Origin of the sequence: Saccharopolyspora sp. NPDC047091, assembly GCF_040643635.1 — a bacterium.
Classification (GTDB): Bacteria; Actinomycetota; Actinomycetes; order Mycobacteriales; family Pseudonocardiaceae; genus Saccharopolyspora_C.
In genome coordinates this window covers 38,429-56,998 of the sequence record NZ_JBEYUS010000039.1, presented here as the reverse complement: position 1 = coordinate 56,998, position 18,570 = coordinate 38,429, and the positions used below count along the sequence as shown (strand labels likewise).

The window sequence follows — 18,570 nt, the reverse complement described above, 5'->3', positions numbered from 1 at the left end:
AGCGCTTTCCTCGCGAGGACAGCGATTTCTCCTGTGGCGGAGCCACCGGTGAAATCGATCCCGCAGCGAGGAAAGCGCTGAGGTTCCGCCACCCCAGTGCTACTCGGTGGACACCGGGAAGCTCACGCTTCTGCGGTCCTCGTGGTGAAGCCGGTCAGCCCGGTGGCCCGCACGGTGCGCCCGCGCTCCACTGCCAGGTAGCTCACCACCAGCCCGGCGAGGCCCCAGATCACCAGCAGCACCACGGTGCCGCCGGACGGCGCCGAGCCGTCGACCACGGCCCGCAGCGCGTCCTGCGCGGGCCCGACCGGCAGCGCCGTGAGCACCGAGCTCAGCGCGGCGGGCACCGCGGTGATGAACCCGGTGGCCAGCAGCACCACCGCGACGAGCATCGCCAGGAAGCGGCCGGTGCCGCGCAGCGCGCCCGCCAGCGCCTGGTTCACCGCGGTGAACGCGACGGCGGTGAGCATCGCCAGCCCGGCGCAGCCGAACCAGCCGCCCACCGACAGGTCCTGCGCGATGCCGACGACGACCGCGACCAGCAGCCCCTGCGCGAGCCCGACCACCGCGGGCAGCCGGAACTGCCGCAGCGCCAACGAGAACGAGGACCGGGTGGATTCCAGCGCGCGGCGCGGGACCGCGCGCAGCACCAGGAAGGTGGCGACCGCGCCGACCCACAGCGCCAGCACCGAGTACAGCGCGATCCCGGAGGAACCGAACCCGAGGCTGCTGCCCTCCGCGGTGGTGATCGGGTTGGCGACGGTCTTGGCGAGCTTGTCCCGGTCCCCGTCGGGGTAGCTGGGCAGCTGTTCCACGGCCTGGTCGAGGCCCGAGGACAGCTGCCCGGTGCCGTCGCCGAGCTGGTGCGCGCCGTCGGAGAGCCCGCGCACGCCCTGGGCGAGCTGGTCGGCGCCGTCGGCGAGCTCCCCGGCACCGCCACCGGTCTGCGAGATCCCGTCGGCGAGCTGGCCGACACCGCCGTCGAGCTGCTGCGCGCCGTCGTGGAGCTGGTCGATGCCGCCGGACAGCGCGGGGAGCCCGCCACCGGACTCGGGGGTCTTCCCGGCGAGCGCGGCGAGCCCGCCGGACACCCCGGTGCTGGCCTGCTCCAGCTGCCCGGCGCCGTCGCCGAGAGCCTTCGCGGTGGCCGCCTGGATGGCGATCTTGTTGCAGATGGGCAGCGTGCCGGGCGGGCACTCCTTGCTCATCTCGGCGAGGTTCTCGGACATGCCCTGCAGACCGCCGGAGAGCTGCTGCACGCCCTGCGCTTCCTGCGCGGACACGTCGGCGAGCTGGCCGACCTGGCCGGGCAGCTGCGCGGTCTGCTGCTGGAGCTGCCCGATGCCGTCGGCGAGCCCGCCCATCCCGGTCTTGAGCTGCTGCGCGCCGCCTTCGAGCGCGCCGATGCCGTCGGCGAGCGCCCGCGACCCGTCCGCGAGCTGGTCGGCGCCCCCGGCGAGCTGGTCGGTGCCCCCCGCGAGCTGCTTCGCGCCGTCGGCGAGCGAGGTCGCCCCGTCGGAGGCCTCGCCGAGCTTGTCCCCGAGCGTGTTGAACCCGACGAACACGTTGTCCAGGTAGGTCGTGGTCAGCTGCCTGCCGAGCAGGTCGGCGGCGGTGTTGGTGACGACCCGGCTGATCGCTTCGTCGGCGAACTTGCTGCGGCCGCCGGTGCTGACGTCGATGGTGGCCTTCTTCGCCTGCGCCGGGTCTCCGGAGAAGGAGGTGGCGGCGGCGGAGAAGTTCTCCGGGATCGTCACGACCGCGGCGTAGGTGCCGTCCTGCAGGCCTTCGGCGGCGGTCTGCGGGGTGGCGAACTCCCAGCTGTAGTTGCTCTCGATCTCGCCGCCGACGAGCTTCGCGGACAGCTGCCGCCCGAGCGGGGTGAGCTGGCCGTTGACCTCGATCGGTTCGTCGTTGTTCACGACGGCGGCCTTGACGTCGTGCAGCCGGTCTTCGGGTTTGCCCAGCGACCAGATCAGCAGGCCCGCGATCGCCAGCGGCACCAGCAGCAGGCCGATCAGGGGGAGGATCAAGCGGCGCTTCGCCATCGTCTGCTTACCTCTGCTCTCTAGCGGATCGCGGCGGCGAGGACGTCGGGCATCGCGGCGTCGTCGCGCAGTTCGGTGAGGGTGGCGGGGGCACCCGCGGGCAGGACGTCGCGCGCTTCGGCGAGCCCGGTGGTGCCCGCGACGACGGTGGTCCCGGCGCCGGTGAGCAGTTCGCGGATGCGGCCGCGCTCACCGGGGTCGGAGGCCCGGTCGGTGCGGTCGAGCACCAGGACCTCGGGTTCTTCGCGCAGCGCCGCCCGCACCGCGTCGGCCCCGCCGGCACCGGCGTCGACGTAGGCGACCCGGGACCGCACGGCGGAGCCGCGGGCGGGCAGCACGTAGCCGAGGACCTTGAGCCGTCCGGAGTCGGGCTGGAGCCTGCCGGACAGGGTCAGCAGCACCGCGGTGATCGCGGACTCGTGCACGCCGCGGACCACGTGGACGGCGCCGCGCTCCACCAGGAAGCCCACGTCCCGGTACACGGGGGCGCCGGTGGCCGGGTCGTCCAGCCGGAGCCCGGCGCAGGCGATGGCCTCGTTCGAGCCGGGGCTGGGCCAGTCGGCGAGCTCGATCTCCTCGCGCAGGTTCTCCCCTTCGACGTCGAAGGCGGGCAGCATCCGATCCAGCTTCCGCGGCATCCACCACGCCTTCTCCCCCAGCAGCGCGAGCACCGCGGGCACCAGCGTCATGCGGACGATGAACGCGTCGACGAACACGCCGACCGCGAGTCCCAGCGCGATGGGCTTGAGGTTGGCGTCGCCGTCGGGGACGAACGCGGCGAACACCGCGAACATGATCACCGCGGCCGCGGTGACGACCTTGCCGGAGGAGACGAATCCGGTGCGGATCGCGGCCTGGGCGTCCTTGGTGTGCACGTACTCCTCGCGCATCCGGGACACCAGGAAGACCTCGTAGTCCATGGCGAGGCCGAACAGGATGCCCATCAGCACGATCGGCATGAAGCTGATCACCGGCCCGGTGCGGGCGACGTTGAGCACCTCGGCGCCCCAGCCGTCCTGGAAGATCAGCGTCACGATGCCCATCGAGGCGCCGATGCTGAGCAGGTAGCCCAGCGTCGCCTTGATCGGCACGGCGATGGAGCGGAACACCATCGTCAGCAGCACCAGCGACAGCCCGACCACGACGACGCCGAACGGCAGCAGCGCTTCGCCGAGCTTGTCGGAGACGTCGATGCCGACGGCGGTGAACCCGGTGACGGAGATGTCGATGCCGTAGGCCTCCTGGAAGTGGCCGCGCAGCGAGCGGATCTCCTCGACGAGGTCCTTGGTCTGCTCGGAGTCCGGGGCCCCTTCCGGGATCACCTGCACGATGCCGGTGTCCGCGGTCGGGTTCGGCACGGCCATCGGCACGTCGGCGACGCCGGGCAGCCGTTCGATCTCGGCCTTGAGGTCGTTCATCAGGCCGAGCGGGTCTTCGCTGGTGACGATGCTGCCGGTGACGATCAACGGCCCGTTGAAGCCCTGCGGGAAGTGCTCGTCGGTGAGGTCGTAGGTGACTCGCGCCGGGTCGCCGTGGGGCAGCGCGCCCGCGTCGGGCAGCCCGAGGCGGAGTCCGGCCGCGGGCACCGTCGCGATGCCGAGGACGCCGACGACGATGAGCACGGTGACGATCGGGAACCGGGTCGCGGCGCGGACCCAGCCGGCGAAGAACCGCTCGCCCACCGGCGGCTTGGCGCGGTCGGCGCGGGCGCGCTTCCCGGCCTTCGCCGACCGCGGGGTGAGCCGGTCCCCGGCGAAGCCGAGCAGCGCCGGGATGAGGGTGAGCGAGACGAGCACGGCGATGGCGACGGCGACGGCACCGGCGACGCCCATGGTGGTGAGGAACGGGATGCCCGCGACGCCGAGGCCCACGAGCGCGATCACCACGGTCAGCCCGGCGAAGATCACCGCGGAGCCCGCGGTGGCGGTGGACCGCGCCGCGGCCTCCTGCGGCGACACGCCCTGGGCGAGTTCCTGCTGGTGCCGGGAGACGATGAACAGCGCGTAGTCGATGCCGACGGCCAGGCCGAGCATCAGCGACAGCAGCGGCGTGGTCGCGGTGACGGAGCCGAACGCGGTCGAGACGAGGATGAGCGCGGTGGAGACGCCGACGCCGATCAGCGCGTTCACCAGCGGCATACCCGCGGCGAGGAACGAGCCCAGCGTGATCATCAGCACCACGATGGCGATCACCAGGCCGAGCGCTTCGACGATGCTGATGCCGGGGAAGCTCTGCGCGAACAGCGGCCCGCCGTAGGAGGCCTGCGAGCCTTCCGGCAACCGCTGCTGGAGGTCGGCGGAGATCTGGGCGATGTGGTCCTTGGTGGGCTGACCGATCTCCATGGTCTGCCCCTCGAGCTGGATCATGATCAGGGCGGCTTCGCCGTCCTCGCTGATCGATCCGCCGAGGTCCGCGTTGTAGGGCGAGACGATGGAGGCGGCCTCGTCCATGCCTTCGAGCTCGTCCACGGACCGCTCGACCTCGCGCTGCACGACCGGGGCGCGGACGTCGTCGGCGACCACGATGATCTGCGCGGAGGCGCCGCTGGTCTGCGGGAAGGTCACCGACAGCCGGTCGAGGGCGTTCTGCGCCTCGGTGCCCGGGATCGTGACGTTGTTGTCCATTCCTTTGAACAGGAGACCGGCCGCGCCGCCGGTCACGACGAGCACGAGCAGCCAGATCACGAGGACGGTCTTGCGGGCCGCGTAGGCCCGCCGCCCCAGTGTGTAGAGGAACGAGGACACGCCACACTCCTGTCGCCGGGAAGGTTCTCGCCGGACGGCGGATCACCAGATCAGGGGAAGTGGATACAACGCTGTATCCGATACATGAGCGTATCGGATAGGATGGGTCGGTTCCACGCGGGCCGCGATCGGCGGGAAATCCGCTGGTGTACACCGCAGGAAGGAAGGTTCGTGATGAGCGCGAACAAGCTCGTCGCACCCGAAGGGCACTCGGACGCGCCCGCGCGCGAGACCGCCCGGCGCGCCCGCACCCGGGAACGACTGCTGGACGCCGCCTACCGGCAGTTCAGCGAGCACGGCATCAACGGCGCCTCCATCGAGGCCATCGCCGACGACGCGGGCTTCACCCGGGGCGCGTTCTACTCCAACTTCAGCAGCAAGGAAGAGCTCTTCTTCGAGCTCACCGAACGGGAGAACCGGGCCCGGCTCGAAACGCTGCGCGAACACTTCGCGCACCTCGTGGCGCCGCTCGGCGAATCCGGCGGCAAACCCGCGCCCGCGCACATCGAGGGCATCATCGCCGACGTCATGTCGTTCCAGCCGGACATCCGGCAGTGGTGCCTGGTGCAGAGCGAGTTCCGGCTGCTGGCGCTGCGCGATCCCGAAGTGGCCCCGCGGTTCCTGGCCGCCGCGCACTCCTTCCAGCGCGAACTCGCCACGATGATCGACACCGCGGTGCGGGCCGTCGGCGTGCGCTTCCGGATCGACACGCTCGACCTCACCCGGCTGCTCATCGACCAGTTCGACTCCGCGATGCAGGAGACCATCCTCGCCGGCGACGACGATCCCGACCGCAGCGTGCGCGAGAAGGTGATGCGGACCCTCCCGCTGCTGGTCCACAGCCTCACCACCACCCTGGACGGGGACTGACGACCGTCTTCGAACCTGCACGTCTGCCTGTCAGCGGCGAAGCCGCTGACTGCTTGTCCCGCTACTTCTGTCGCGCAGTGCTCGGGTGGCGGAACCTCAGCGACTTCCTCGCTGCGGGATCGATGTCCGATGCACGTCCGGCACACCGCGACATCGCCGTCCTCGCGAGGAAGCCGCTGAGAACCCGCGGCGGTGCGAGTTGCTCTGTGGTCGCTGCTCAGCGGCTTCGCCGCTGACAGGAAACCGACACGACCCGCCGGGCAGGTTCGGAGACAGGCAGTGAGGTTCTGCCACCGGACCACCCCGCAACAAAAGTGGGGCGAGAGGTTCGGCGCCGGGGCGGATGCGGATCGGTCGGGCGGTGGGTGGGATTCCGCACGGCGTCCGAGTGGAAGCTCTGCGAAGGTCGGAACGTTCTTGATCCCGAGTGCGCCACCGCGCGCACCCGACGACACCGACGCAGAAGGAGAGGTCATGGCCGACCGCAACGCCACGACGAGCTGGACCGGCGACCTGGGCTCGGGTTCGGGCCTCGTCACCCTGGACTCCTCGAACGCGGGGCAGTTCCCCGTGTCGTTCGCGACCCGCGCCGAGGACCCGGCCGGGCAGACCAGCCCCGAAGAGCTCATCGCCGCCGCGCACTCGTCCTGCTACAGCATGCAGCTGTCCGGAGTGCTCGGCGAAGCCGGACTCACCCCGGAGCGGATCGACACCAGCGCCGAGGTCACCCTCGGCAAGTCCGGCGGCGGCTTCGCCATCACCGGCATCGCGCTGACCGTGCAGGCCACCGTGCCCGGCGCCGACGAGGACACCTTCCAGCAGGCGGCCCAGAAGGCCAAGGAGATCTGCCCGGTCTCCGCGGCCCTCACCGGCACCACCATCACCCTGGAAGCCATCCTGTCCTGACCCGCCGGTCGCCACGGCGGCGCACCACCTCGGGTGCGCGGCCCGTTCGTCCCACACCCGCGGGCGAACGGGCCGTGCACCCGCGTCGCCGCGCACACCGCCGCTCTCCTTCCGGGAACGCGGTCCGCGATCACGAACCGACGATGCGCGGGGGCATCGCCGTCCGGGGTGGAACGCCACGGCGTCCTCCCCCGCGCGAACCCGAATCGCCGGGTCCTCGCTGCGGACGGGAGCCCCCGCAGCCACGCGGCCCGTTCCCTCGCACGGATCAGGAGACGCTTCGCGGGACCGGCTACCGCAGCCCCGTGGTCGACCTGGAGAACGGGATCTCCTCGCACCTGCTGCACCTACGGGCAGCAGCGGTAGCGGCCGTCAGCTCTGCGACCCTGATCGAGCCGGACTCGCGCGACCGCATCGCCGCGGCCATCGCCGAGTCGGTGCGACGGCAGCGAACTCGAACATGATCAGCAACCGGCGCACGTCGACCTGCGCGGCAACGACGGCGGCCGCGTGGGAGTCGGGCGAACCACCGATGGCGCGGCGGTGCGCGACGCCGAGAACCGCGCAGCGGGATTCCCCGCCGGAGGCGCTGCTCCATGGTCGACGTCCGTCGCCGCCGTCAAGTCCGCTACGACCGGTAGCCCGTGCGCGCTCCGCTCCCGAACATCGGTGCCGCGAACCATCCGGCGAAGAGCACGGCGACGAAGCACCGGACCCTTTCCTCGACCGGACTGGGAAGGGGAAGTTGTTCCCCGCTCGGCAAGGACTTGCCCACGAGGGTTCCCCGATCCCGATTCCCCAGTGGTCGTCGCGAATTCCGACGTCACGGGCCTGCGAGGCTTCCCGGAGCCGAGCGGCCCGTCCGGCTGCTGCGCCCGGACGGACGGGGCGTGCGCCTTGACGTGATCGCGGGGTGTCGGGTGGGCTGTGGCCGGACCTGGGAGGCGGCCATCGGCATCGACGTCGTGCTCGCCGTGCTCGGCGCGGCGCTGCTGCACGCCACCTGGAACGCCCTCGCGCACGGCATGGACGACCGGCTCGCCGGGTTCACGCTGATGGCGCTGAGCTACGCCGCGGTCGGCGGAGTCGCGGCGCTGTGCACCGGCTTCCCGTCCGCCGCCGCATGGCCGTACGTGCTCGCCTCCGCCGCCGCCCACGTGCTCTACCAGGTGGGGCTGATGCTCAGCTACCGCCTCGGCCAGTTCGGCCAGGTCTACCCGCTCGCGCGCGGCACCGCGCCGTGGGTCGTCGCGCTGGTGTCCGCGACGGTGCTCGGGCAGCGGATCTCGGCGCCGGAGCTCGCGGGAGTGCTGGTGATCTCGGCCGGTCTGATGAGCCTGGTGCTCGTCGGCGGCCGGCCCACCGCGGCGCGGTCACCGGCATCGGCCGCCGCGTTCGGCACCGGGCTGATGATCGCGCTCTACACCGTGCTCGACGGCGTCGGCGTGCACCGGACCGACGTGCTCACCTACGGCGCCTGGCTGTTCCTGCTGCAAGGCCTCGCGCTGCCCCCGCTGGCGCTCGCGGTGCGCGGCCGGGCGCTGCCCGGACAACTGCGCTCCGCACCGGGCGGCGCGCTGCTCGGCGGGGTGCTCTCGCTGGCCGCCTACGGCATCGTGCTGTGGGCGCAGACCCGCGGCGCGCTCGCCCCCATCGCCGCGCTGCGCGAGACCAGCATCGTGTTCGGCGCGCTGATCGGGGCGGTGCTGTTCCGCGAGCACCTCGGGCGCGGGCGCGTGGTCGCGAGCGCCGTCGTGCTCGCCGGGATCGTGCTGCTCAACCTGCCCTGACCGCCACCGGACGGCGCGCCGCCGCGGTGAGCGCCGCGACCAGCCGGGCGCGGAACCCGCGCACCGCCGCCTCCGCCTCCGGCGTACCGGGCAGGCGGGTGCGCAGGAACAGCCCGTCGGCGGTGCGCGACACCCACAGCTGCACGTCGTCGGCCACCGTCTCGCTGCTGATGTGCCGCGGCCGGGATTCCGGGAACTCCAGGGACACCGGCATCCCGCGGTAGTCCACGTAGGACAGCATGAAGATGTCGCGGCGCACCCGCTCGTAGTCGTCGGCGACGGCGGCCAGCACCGTCGGCAGCGGCACGCCCAGCGTGCCCAGCGCCTCCCGGAACGCGACCTTCGCGTGCGTGTGCGTCTCGGCGAACCGGCTGTCCACCACGTTGAACGCGATCGGCGCGTTCGTCGTGAACCAGCCGACGGCGTGCCGCCAGCGCGGTTCGCGGCGGGTGTGCAGCGGCACGAGCAGCCCGATCCGGTCCTCCGCGCCCAGGTCGCGCAGCGCCAGCCCGGCCGCCGCCAGCAGGCCGGTGAACACGCTGCCCGCCGCGGACCGGCAGGCCGCGTCGAACGCGTCCGCGGACTCCGCGTCCAGCAGCCGGTCCGTCGTCGAGCGCTGCGGCACCGGCTCGCCCGGCCGCACCCCGAGCTCCAGCGGGAACGCGGGCGTCGTGCCGCCGCAGTCCAGCAGGAAGTCCCGCCAGTAGGTCACCGCCGGGTGCTCGCCGATCGGCGCGGGCGGCGCGCCCAGCACCTCCAGGCCCGGCGCGTCCCATCCCGGTTCGGGCGTGGTGCGCACCGCGTCGACCCGCGCCGCGGCGACCGCCGCGTGCTCCGCCGCGCAGTGCGCCACGAAATCGCCGACCGCGGGCAGCGCCGCCTCCTCACCGCGGGCGGCGGCGCGGTACAGCACCTGGATCTCGTGCGCGGCCACCGCCATCGACTGGGCGTCCGCGCAGGAGTGGTCGAACGCGGCGAACACCGTCATCCCCCGCTCGTGCCGGATCGCGCCGAGCAGGAACGGCGGCCACCGCAGCGGGTGGCACTGCTCGGCGAACCGCCGTGCCAGGTGCGCGCGCACCGCCGCCGAAGTCCGGAACTCCCCGGCGTCCTCGCGGTGCAGCGCCACCGCATCGGGGTCGAGCACCGCGCGGCCGATCTCACCACCGCGCTCGGTGAACCGGCTCAGCAGCCCGGGATGCCGCCGCACCCACCGGCCGAACGCCTCCGCCAGCGCAGCGGTGTCCCGCTCCCCCGGCAGGTCGAACGCGCAGGCCAGCCAGTGGGGCGCCCCGCCTGCGGCGATGCCGTCCAGGTGGAAGCGCTGGTTCAGCGACGGCGGCACCTCGCTCGGGGTGAACTCGTGGCCCGGGGCCGGGAAAGCGGTCCACTCCACGACCTCGCCGGGCGGCGGGTCGAACGCGCTGGTGGTCGTGACGTGCACCGGCGATCACTCCACGGCCGCGAGCGACGCGGCGGTCCGGAACTCGTGGTCGCCGTCGGCGAGCACGCGGTGCAGCACGGACTTCGTCCGGTCCAGGTAGCGGGCCACGTTCGCCGCCGCGACCGGCGTGTCCGGGTAGCTCGCCTTCAGGTAGGTCAGCCCGCGCAACCTGTTGATCCACATCGGCACGTCGAAACCCTCCCCCGGGCCGCTGAGCACCTGCGCGCCCGCCTCCGCCCACAGCTCGGAGCCGCGGATGCGGCGCAGGTCGATGAACGACACGATCGGCAGCACCGTGCGCGCGTCCTCCTGCAGCCGCAGCTGCGACCCCAGCACCTCCAGCAGCTTCACCACCGGCACGTCCGCGATCGCGCGGGCGCGGACGAACGCCTCCTCGGCGGCGGCGAGCACCTCGCCGAAGGTGCTCAGCCCGGCGAGCGAGAAGTGCAGCGGCACCAGGTTCACGAACCAGCCCTGCGCCGCGGCCCACCGCGGCTCGTCGCGGGTCTGCACCGGGGTCAGCGTGCGGTACGAGCTCGCGCCGGCCAGCTCGGCGGCGGCGATCGCGAGCGCCGCGAAGATCCCGGCCGGGAAGCCGCCGCGGTGCGCCCGGCAGCGCTTGCCGAACGCGGTGGCCTGGGCGTCGTCGAACAACTCGCGCTCGGTCAGCAGTTTGCCGCGCGGTTCGTCGCCGAGCCCCAGCGGCAGCGGGAACGACGGCGGCCTGCTGCCGCCGTCGAGCCAGAACTCGCCCCAGGTCCGCGCGGCCGCGGCCTGCTCCTCCGGACCGAGTTCGCGGGCGCGCTCCAGCGCGGCGAAGTCCGCGTGGTCGCCGACCTCCGGCAGCTCGGCCGGTTCGCCGGTGACCTGCTCCAGGTACAGGCGGCGCAGCTCGTCGAACACCAGGAAGATCGAGTAGCCGTCGGTGTGCGCGTGGTCGACCGCGAAGAACACCGTCGACGACTCCGGGCGCAGCACCGCGCCGAGCACGAACGGCGGCCAGCTCAGCGCGCTGGTAGCGGTGGCGAACCGGTGCAGCAGGTGGTCCCGGATGTCGGCACCGCTGTCGTACTCGCCGGCCTCGACGGGCACGAACTCGACGTCCGCGGCGTCCAGCGCGCAGCGGCGCAGCTCGTCACCGGTGTTCTCGAACCAGGTCAGCAGGGTGGCGTGCCTGCGCACCCAGCGCTGCCACGCCCCGGCCATCGCCGCCGGGTCCAGCTCCCCCGGCAGGTCGAACGCGGTGGCCAGCCACGGCGAGTGCACCGCGCCCGCGGCGTCGTTGGCCAGCGAGCGGCGGAGGTGGTTCTCCTGGAACGAGGACGGCGGCGCCGGGTGCTCCAGCGCCGAACCCACCGAGTCCGAAGTGGACTCCGACGGGTGCCATTCGACGAGCCTGCCCGGAGCGGGCTCGTAGTCGCGGAGTGCGTTCATCCTCATGGACGAGTTCCCTTCAGCACCACGTCGTGGTCCAGTCCGGTGTGCCGCGTACCCGCGCCGACCGGCGTGCGCGCGCCCGACCCTACTTGATCATGAAGTTCGACGTCCGTCCACAGTGGCGCGAACTCGGGCACCAGGTCCGGATCGGCCGTCGCCGCCGCCGCGAGCACCAGGTAGCGGAGCCGGGCGACGTACTCGCGCACCGCGGCGTCCGCCTGATCCGCGCCGGGGAACCTGCTCGTCACGTAGATGCCCTCGACGCTGCGCATCACCCAGAGGTAGACCTCGTCCGCGGAGCTGGCCGGGGCGTGCAGCGCCCGCGCGTTCGACTCGGCCCAGCAGCGCGATCCCGGACTGGACCGCAGGTCCATGTAGGACACCACGAACCGCGGCGGCAGCTCGACGCCCAGCAGTTCCGCCACCTTCGGCACCGGCACCGTGGACAGCGGTTTCGCCCGCCGCAACGCCGCGCCCGCGCTCGGCAGCAGGTCCAGCAGATCCACGCCGTCCGGCACCCCGGCGGCGCCCGCGGCGGTCACGCCCACCGGCAGCGCCAGCTCCACCGGGGCGAGGCCGACGAACCAGCCCACCGATCGCGCCCACGACCGCGCCGACCTGGTGTGCAGCAGCAGCAACGCGCGGAACCGGTCCGGCGCGTCGGCGGCCCCCGGCCGGGCCGCGGCGAGCGCCAGCGCCGCCAGCGCCCCCGAGAACGCGCTGCCCCCGTTGCGGCGGCACGCCTGCTCGAACGCCGCGGCGCCGTCCGCGTCCACCAGCCACTCGCACAGGCCGTGCTGGCGTGACCCGTCCGCGGCGAACGGCGCGCCCGCGGGCAGCGGGAACCCGGGCGGTGCGCCGCCGCAGTCGGCGAGGAACTCGGCCCACCGCGCCACCGGCTCGTCGGAGCGCTCGAAACCGTCGGTGTACTCCCGCTCCCGGGCGCAGAAGTCCACGTAGCTGCCGATCTCCGCCACCGCGGGCAGGTCGGCGGCGCGTCCGCCGCGGGCGGCGAGGTAGAGCTCGCGGATCTCGTGCAGCACCAGCAGGATCGAGTAGCCGTCCACGTTGCCGTGGTCGAAGGCGAGGCAGACCGTGCACGAGTCGGCGCGGGAGACGGTGACGAAGGCGAAGGAGGGCCAGCTCGTCGGATCGGTGCGCGCGTTGAACAGCTCGCGCAGCGCGTCGGAGGCCTCGGCCGGATCCCGGAAGGTACCGAGGCCGGTGCGGGAGACCGTTAATCGACCGGGTTCCCAGGTGTGGCGCCGGACCTCGTCGCCGTCCGGGCGCAGGGCGCTGCGCAGCGTCTCGTGCCGGTCCAGCCAGTCCAGCAGCGCCGTGCGCCAGGCCGGCTCGTCCAGCGGGCCGTCCAGGTCGAAACCGACCGCCAGCCAGCTCGGGTCGCTCGTCGCACCCTGCTCCGCCCTGGCCCGCACGTGGGCCTGCTGCAGGTGCGACGGCGGGCGCGGGTCGGGTTCGGGCTCGGCCCCGTCCGGCGGGGACACGCACCACCGCGCCGCCTCGCCCGGCCGGACGCTGTAGTCCGCGATCTCCGTGAATCTCATGCCGCCCAATCAGGTTGCCGATACCGCGCCCCGCGCGCCTCGGTCTCGTCGTCGCACTGGACCATTCCGGTGCGCGGCGAGGCCATGATGCCGCAAGGAGACCGGAATGGGTTTCGGGGCCCCGCCGGTCCAGCGCGCTGGGGCGGTCATTCAAAACCGGGGAACTGCGCGGCCGCAAGGCCCGATTCCGCGAATCGCGCGTTTTCGCAGCCCAGCGGGGCCGAAATCGATGTCCACCAAGTAAGATCGGAATAGCATTCCACCGGTCCGTGAATACTTCTCACTGGACTGCATCTTTTCTCGGCGACGTGAAAACTTTCGCGCTGATCGCGAGTTTTATCGATCTTGCCGCACGATTCACCACGAACTCGCATCGGTGCAACAGACGCCGTTCATCACGGCACGACCCGGAGAACGGACATGGCGGCACCGAACGGATCGGTACCGCCATGTCGGAACGTCGCGGGCTGGATGCGGGCCGGACGCGGCTAGATCTGCGGCGGCCGGTGCTCGTACGGCGTCGACAGCACCACCGTCGTCCGCGTCGAGACCTTCGCCGCCTCCCGGATCTGCCGCAGCAGCTCCTCCAGACCCAGCGGCGAGGCCACCCGCACTTGCAGGATGTAGGACTCGTCGCCCGCCACCGAGTAGCACGACTCGATCTCCGGCAGGTGCTCCAGCCGCTGCGGGTAGTCGTCCGGCGCGGCCGGATCGATCGGCGTCAACGAGATGAACGCCGTCAGCGGCAAGCCGATCTGGTCACCGTCCACTTTGGCCACGTAGCCCTGCAGCGCGCCGCGCTGCTCCAGCCGCCGCACCCGCTGGTGCACCGCCGACACGCTCAACCCGACGCGCTCGGCCAGATCGGTGAAGCTGCACCGGCCGTCGTGCGCCAGCTCCCGCAGGATCGCGCGGTCGGTCGCTTCCAGTTCGCCCGAATTCCGGTCGCTCACGCCGGCAGCACCACCAGGTCGTGCGGCTGCTCGTTCACGCTCAGGACGCCGTCCTCGGTGACCACCACGATGTCCTCGATGCGGGCGCCCCACCTGCCCGCCTGGTAGATGCCCGGCTCGATGCTGAACGCCATGCCCGGCTCCAGCTCCAGCGCGTTGCCGCCGACGATGTAGGGCTCCTCGTGCACGTCCAGCCCGATGCCGTGCCCGGTGCGGTGGATGAAGTGCTCGCCGAACCCGGCGGCCGCGATCGGTTCCCGCGCCGCGGCGTCGATCGATTCCGCGGTGGCGCCGGGGCGCACCGCCCGCACCGCCGCGTCCTGCGCCGCCTGCAGCACCGCGTAGGTCTCCGCCACGTCCGGCTGCGCCGGCTCGCCCACCGCGTAGGTGCGGGTGCAGTCCGAGTTGTAGCCGGACGCGATCGGGCCGCCGATGTCCACGACCACCACGTCACCGGCCTCGATCACCCGGTCCGACAGCGCGTGGTGCGGGCTCGCGCCGTTCGCGGCCGAACCGACGATGACGAACTCGGCCTCGACGTGGCCCTCCGCGACGATGGCCGCGGCGATGTCCGCGCCCACCTGCGCCTCGGTGCGCCCGGCGCGGAGGAACTCGCCCATCCGCGCGTGCACCCGGTCGATCGCGGCACCCGCCGTGCGCAGCGCCTCGATCTCGGCGGCGTCCTTGCGCATCCGCAGCTCGCGGAGCACCGAACCGGCCAGCACCTGCTCGGCGCCCGTCGTGGAACGCAGCGGCAGGCAGTGCAGCGCCGGCATCACGTCCGCGACGCCCAGCCGGGACGGGGTGCGGCCGCCGCGGCGCAGCAGGTCCGCGACCAGCGCGTGCGGGTCCTCACCGTCCACCCAGGTCACGACCTCGATGCCGAGCTCGTCGGCGGGCACGTCCGCGTAACCGGGCGCCTCCAGCTTCGGCAGCACCAGCACCGGGGCGGCACCGCCCGCGGCGGGCAGCACCAGGGTGCTGAGCCGCTCGAAGGACTCACCGCGGGCACCGAGCAGGTACCGCAGGTCCGAACCGGGGGAGATCAGCAGGGCATCCAGATCGGCGCGCGCCGCCGTCTCCGCGGCGCGGCGCAACCGGGCGGAGAACACCGCGGGATCCTGCTTGAGCGAGTCAGTGGCCATGGCCACCAAGCCTAACCGCCGGGCGCCGCGCGCCAGGTGAATGGCCCGTTCGCCCAGCCGGTTCGGGCGAATGGTCCATTCGTCCGATGCGGGACGGCGCCGTCCGGCGCGGGCCGGAGCGACCCGCCCACCGGTCGGGGGTCGGCGACGGGCCGCTCCGCACCCCGGCCGCGATGGCCGGGAAGCCGCGGTGCGCGGCGCGTGCGCACCGGGCTGCTGAGACTGTATGGCGCCGCTCGAGCCGCCTGGTGACAGTGATCTGACAGCCCTGCGGCGATCTGGCGGCCCGACCCGCCGGTCGGCGATCGGACAGCCCTGCCCGCCGGGCGGTGTCGGCCCGCCGTGACAGAGTGGGCGCCGTGACGGGTTCTGTGATGCTGATCGACTCCGCCGGGCTGTGGTTCCGCTCCTACTACGCGCTGCCCGAGTCGCTGACCTCCCCGGACGGGATTCCGGTGAACTCGGTGCGTGGATTCTGCGACATGCTGGCGAAGCTCATCGGCGAGCGGCGGCCGACCCGCGTGGTCGCCTGCCTGGACAACGACTGGCGGCCGGCCTTCCGGGTGGCGGCGCTGCCGTCGTACAAGGCGCACCGGGTGGCCGAGGCCGACCCGGACGCCGAGGAGGTGCCGGACACCCTCGGCCCGCAGATCCCGATCATCCTGGACGTGCTGGACGCGCTCGGCGTGGCCACCGCGGAAGCCGAGGGCTACGAGGCCGACGACGTGATCGGCGTGCTCGCCGAACGGGAATCCACCGACCCGGTGGAGGTCGTCACCGGCGACCGCGACCTGTTCCAGCTGGTGCGGTCCGGTCCCGTCCCGGTGCGGGTGCGCTACGTCGGCGCCGGGCTGGCGAAGGCGCAGGACTTCGGTCCCGACGAGCTCGCCGAGCGCTACGCGCTGGACCCCGCGCGGGCGGGCGACGCCTACGCGGAGATGGCCGTGCTGCGCGGAGATCCCTCCGACGGGCTGCCCGGGGTCGCCGGGATCGGCGAGAAGACGGCCGCGAAGCTGATCACCGAGTTCGGTTCGCTGGCGGCGCTGCTGGCGGCGTCCGAGCAGGGCGACCGGCGGCTCACGCCCCGGGTGCGCGGCAAGCTCGCCGAGGCCGCCGAGTACCTGGCCGCCGCGCCCGCCGTGGTGCGGGTGGTGCGGGACGCGCCGGTGGTGCTGGACCGGCCGGACCCGGTGCCCGCCGCGCCCGCCGACCCGGACCGGCTCGCCGAGCTCGGCGCCCGCTGGGGCCTCGGCGGCCCGCTGGACCGCCTCATCGCCGCGCTCTGACACCGGGCACAGCCCGTTCGGCCGCCGGGAAGGGTCAGAACCCGGTTCCGCACCACGGGAGGCGCGGGGTGGCGAAGAGGGCGTCGGCGGCGGGAACGGCCGCCGGGTCGTGGACGTCGATGCGGTTCGCCGCCACGAGGGTGCTCGGGGCGACGTCGCCCAGGTACAGCGACCCCAGCACGTCCACGTCCAGGCTCAGCTGCGGCGCGTCCGCCACCGGTTCCGCGCCGCCCGGGCCGATCCGGTAGGCGCCCGAGTTCTGCGGCAGGAACGCGTCCCGCACCTCCACGACGACCGCGGCCGCCGCGCCGTAGGACCGCGCGGCCAGCGCCGCGGGCACGTCCACCAGCCGCACCCACAGGTCGTCGTCCACCCGGTCCACGCCGTACCCGCGCCGGTCCGCCAGCCACCACGGCATCGGCTCGTCCAACGGCCGGTCCACCGCGATCACCGAGGTCGCCAGGTCCAGTCCCAGCAGGAACCGCCACAGCGAGGCGACGGCGGTGTCGTCCGCGCCGTGCAGGTCGCTCACCTGGATCTGGACGGCGCCGTCGCCGAACTGGTGGTCCGCCTTCGACGGCTCCCACAGCGCGAAGCCGTCGTCGGTGCCGGACTCGTCGGAGTGCACCGCGACCCGCAGCGTTCCGCCGTTCTCCACCGCGGCGCCCAGCCGCGTGGTCCACCAGCCGTCGCTGCGCGCCATGAGCCCCGGCCTGCCGGTGCCGATGCGGGCGTACAGCTCCGGCAGCAGCTTCTCCGCCGCGATCCCGTCCACCAGCCGCACCTGCCCGCCGACCGGAGCGTCCGGGCGCAGCTCGGCGTGCGTGCGCGCCACCCGGGCCCGCTGCGAACGGGTGCCGAGGCCGTAGCCGAAGCGGGGGTAGATCCGCGTCTCGGAGGCGTGCAGCATCGCCAGCGGCTCCCCGCGCTCGCGCAGGTCGGCCAGCTGCGCGCGCATCAGCTCCCGCAGCAGGCCGCGCCGGGTGCGGTCGGCGCGCACCGCCACCCCCGTCACCGCGGCGGCGGGCAGCACCGCGCCACCGGGCACCTCCAGCGTGGAAGGCAGCGACAGGGCGGTGCCCGCGAGCTCGCCGTCGAGGAACGCGCCGAGCACCCGGCCCGGCTCGTACCGGGCCACCGAGCGGCGCCAGCGGTCGTCGCCGACGCGCTGCGGTTCGTGCAGGGCGGTCACGAACAGGTCGAAGCTCGGGCGGTACTCGGATTCGGCCAGCGGCCGCACGTGGACGTCGGTCACGCCTGCATCCTGCCCAGCACCGCCGAGTTCGTCGAGCGAATTCCCCGCCGACTACCGCGGGTAGCCCACCTCGTAGATGCCGGAGGAGTCCCGGACGGTCACCGACACCGGCTTGGTCCCGCCGCCGAGGGTCACCTGGCAGTCGAAGCGGTTCCCGGCGACGACCTCCTGGCCCGCCGGGCAGCTCACCGATTCGACGGTGCCCAGGTGGTAGGAGTCGCGCAGCGTCTGCTCCACCCCCCGTTGCAGGCCGTCCGCGTCGAACCGGTCGTGCACCAGCACGCCGGGGTGCACGAAACCGACGACGGCGAGCGATCCGGCGACGGTCACGAGGACCGCGCCGCCGAACACCCACGGCACCTTCGACCTCGTGCGCGGTGCCGACGGCGGGGCGGAGCCGCGGCCGGGCGGGCCGACGACGATCGGCGGCAGGTTCGGGGCGGTCGACTCGGCGCCGGTGGCCCGCGGGCGGGCGCCCGCGTCGCCGGTGCGGGGCCGGGTGTCCTGGTTCGCGCCGCCGGGCCTGCGGTCCGGTCCCGGTTGCTGCGGGGCGGATTCCCCTTGCCGCGGGTGGGCTTGCTGCTGCCGCGGGTGCTGGGTCCGGACGGTCTGCTGCTGCGACTGGTGCGAGGCCTGCTGCTGCGCCGACTGGTTCTGGTGCTGCTGCGCTTGTTGTTGCTGCGCCTGCTGGTTCTGCGTCGGCTGGTTGGGCGTCGGCTGGTTGGGCGTCGGCTGGTTGGGCGTCGGCTGGTTGGGCGTCGGCTGGTTGGGCGTCGGCTGGTTGGGCGTCGGCTGGTTCCGGGTCTGCTGCTGCGCCGGCGGCTGGACCTGGCCGGGCTGCGTCTGCCCGGACCCGCCCTGCTCCGGCCTGCCCTGCTCGGGCCTGCCTTGCTCGGGACCGCCCTGCCCGGGCCTGCCCTGGCCCGGCCGCCCGGGACGACGGCCGGGGACCGGGAGACCGGGGTTGGTCCGCTGGCCGACACCGGCCGCGGAACCGGGGTGCCCTTGCGCCGGCCGACCGCCCTGCGGGGACGGGCCGTTGGGGCCGCTCATCTGGTACCTCCGGGAAAGCTGAGAGTTCTGCGGTGCGCGACCCCCGACGCACCGCTCCCCCGAATCCAATCACA

The 18,570-nt window shown here is 73.3% G+C and carries 13 protein-coding genes; 4 read left to right on the top strand and 9 right to left on the bottom strand.

The genetic code is table 11. The annotated features are described in order from the left end of the window. Window positions 1-122: 122 nt before the first annotated feature. Both ABZ805_RS18035 and ABZ805_RS18030 read right to left on the bottom strand, forming a co-directional pair. On the bottom strand, window positions 123-2,048 hold the full coding sequence (locus ABZ805_RS18035) for a YhgE/Pip domain-containing protein (protein ID WP_358441226.1): 1,926 nt from the start codon (window positions 2,046-2,048) through the stop codon (window positions 123-125). Between the two features lie 20 nt (window positions 2,049-2,068). Beyond that, window positions 2,069-4,792, bottom strand: a complete 2,724-nt coding sequence (locus ABZ805_RS18030) for an MMPL family transporter (RefSeq protein ID WP_358441223.1) — start codon at window positions 4,790-4,792, stop codon at window positions 2,069-2,071. A 174-nt stretch (window positions 4,793-4,966) separates the two neighbouring features. Between ABZ805_RS18030 and ABZ805_RS18025 the strand changes: the two genes are divergently transcribed. The 3 genes from ABZ805_RS18025 to ABZ805_RS18015 all read left to right on the top strand — a co-directional run bounded on the left by ABZ805_RS18025 (window position 4,967) and on the right by ABZ805_RS18015 (window position 8,358). Then, window positions 4,967-5,662 carry a helix-turn-helix domain-containing protein gene (locus ABZ805_RS18025; RefSeq protein WP_358441221.1) on the top strand — a complete coding sequence of 232 codons (696 nt, stop codon included), beginning with the start codon at window positions 4,967-4,969 and terminating at the stop codon, window positions 5,660-5,662. 474 nt (window positions 5,663-6,136) lie between these two features. Continuing rightward, complete coding sequence (locus ABZ805_RS18020; RefSeq protein WP_358441218.1) at window positions 6,137-6,568, top strand: OsmC family protein; 432 nt, start codon at window positions 6,137-6,139, stop codon at window positions 6,566-6,568. Between the two features lie 920 nt (window positions 6,569-7,488). Continuing rightward, window positions 7,489-8,358 (top strand): DMT family transporter, encoded by an 870-nt coding sequence (locus ABZ805_RS18015; RefSeq protein ID WP_358441216.1) that lies wholly within the window; start codon window positions 7,489-7,491, stop codon window positions 8,356-8,358. Here the strand turns inward: ABZ805_RS18015 and ABZ805_RS18010 are convergent. The 5 genes from ABZ805_RS18010 to ABZ805_RS17990 all read right to left on the bottom strand — a co-directional run bounded on the left by ABZ805_RS18010 (window position 8,345) and on the right by ABZ805_RS17990 (window position 14,902). After that, on the bottom strand, window positions 8,345-9,802 hold the full coding sequence (locus ABZ805_RS18010; protein WP_358441213.1) for a condensation domain-containing protein: 1,458 nt from the start codon (window positions 9,800-9,802) through the stop codon (window positions 8,345-8,347). The two genes, ABZ805_RS18015 and ABZ805_RS18010, sit on opposite strands and share 14 nt — an antisense overlap. 6 nt (window positions 9,803-9,808) lie before the next feature. Next, entirely contained in the window at window positions 9,809-11,242 is a 1,434-nt protein-coding gene (locus tag ABZ805_RS18005; protein ID WP_358441210.1) for a condensation domain-containing protein, read from the bottom strand. Continuing rightward, a complete protein-coding gene (locus ABZ805_RS18000) occupies window positions 11,239-12,804 on the bottom strand; it encodes a condensation domain-containing protein (protein ID WP_358441208.1) in 1,566 nt (521 codons plus the stop codon). The genes ABZ805_RS18005 and ABZ805_RS18000 overlap by 4 nt, the downstream gene beginning before the upstream one ends. A 488-nt stretch (window positions 12,805-13,292) precedes the next feature. Then, window positions 13,293-13,733: an Lrp/AsnC family transcriptional regulator gene (locus ABZ805_RS17995; RefSeq protein WP_184485032.1), complete on the bottom strand. Its 441-nt coding sequence runs from the start codon at window positions 13,731-13,733 to the stop codon at window positions 13,293-13,295. A gap of 20 nt (window positions 13,734-13,753) precedes the next feature. After that, window positions 13,754-14,902, bottom strand: coding sequence for a Xaa-Pro peptidase family protein (locus tag ABZ805_RS17990; protein WP_358441205.1), 1,149 nt, complete (start codon window positions 14,900-14,902; stop codon window positions 13,754-13,756). Between the two features lie 374 nt (window positions 14,903-15,276). On the opposite strand from ABZ805_RS17990, the gene ABZ805_RS17985 reads away from it, so the two are divergent. After that, complete coding sequence (locus tag ABZ805_RS17985; RefSeq protein WP_358441232.1) at window positions 15,277-16,188, top strand: 5'-3' exonuclease; 912 nt, start codon at window positions 15,277-15,279, stop codon at window positions 16,186-16,188. Between the two features lie 34 nt (window positions 16,189-16,222). On the opposite strand, the gene ABZ805_RS17980 is transcribed toward ABZ805_RS17985, so the two are convergent. Then, complete coding sequence (locus tag ABZ805_RS17980; protein WP_358441203.1) at window positions 16,223-17,443, bottom strand: GNAT family N-acetyltransferase; 1,221 nt, start codon at window positions 17,441-17,443, stop codon at window positions 16,223-16,225. Window positions 17,444-17,494: 51 nt separating this feature from the next. Next, window positions 17,495-18,496, bottom strand: coding sequence for a DUF4333 domain-containing protein (locus ABZ805_RS17975; RefSeq protein ID WP_358441200.1), 1,002 nt, complete (start codon window positions 18,494-18,496; stop codon window positions 17,495-17,497). Window positions 18,497-18,570 lie beyond the last annotated feature (74 nt).

Coding starts and splice junctions, on each gene's coding strand:
- ABZ805_RS18000 (WP_358441208.1), bottom strand. CDS start 12,804: ATGAGATTCACGGAGATCGCGGACTACAGCGTCCGGCCGGGCGAGGCG.
- ABZ805_RS18025 (WP_358441221.1), top strand. CDS start 4,967: ATGAGCGCGAACAAGCTCGTCGCACCCGAAGGGCACTCGGACGCGCCC.
- ABZ805_RS17975 (WP_358441200.1), bottom strand. CDS start 18,496: ATGAGCGGCCCCAACGGCCCGTCCCCGCAGGGCGGTCGGCCGGCGCAA.
- ABZ805_RS17985 (WP_358441232.1), top strand. CDS start 15,277: ATGCTGATCGACTCCGCCGGGCTGTGGTTCCGCTCCTACTACGCGCTG.
- ABZ805_RS18005 (WP_358441210.1), bottom strand. CDS start 11,242: ATGAGGATGAACGCACTCCGCGACTACGAGCCCGCTCCGGGCAGGCTC.
- ABZ805_RS17990 (WP_358441205.1), bottom strand. CDS start 14,902: ATGGCCACTGACTCGCTCAAGCAGGATCCCGCGGTGTTCTCCGCCCGG.
- ABZ805_RS18020 (WP_358441218.1), top strand. CDS start 6,137: ATGGCCGACCGCAACGCCACGACGAGCTGGACCGGCGACCTGGGCTCG.
- ABZ805_RS18035 (WP_358441226.1), bottom strand. CDS start 2,048: ATGGCGAAGCGCCGCTTGATCCTCCCCCTGATCGGCCTGCTGCTGGTG.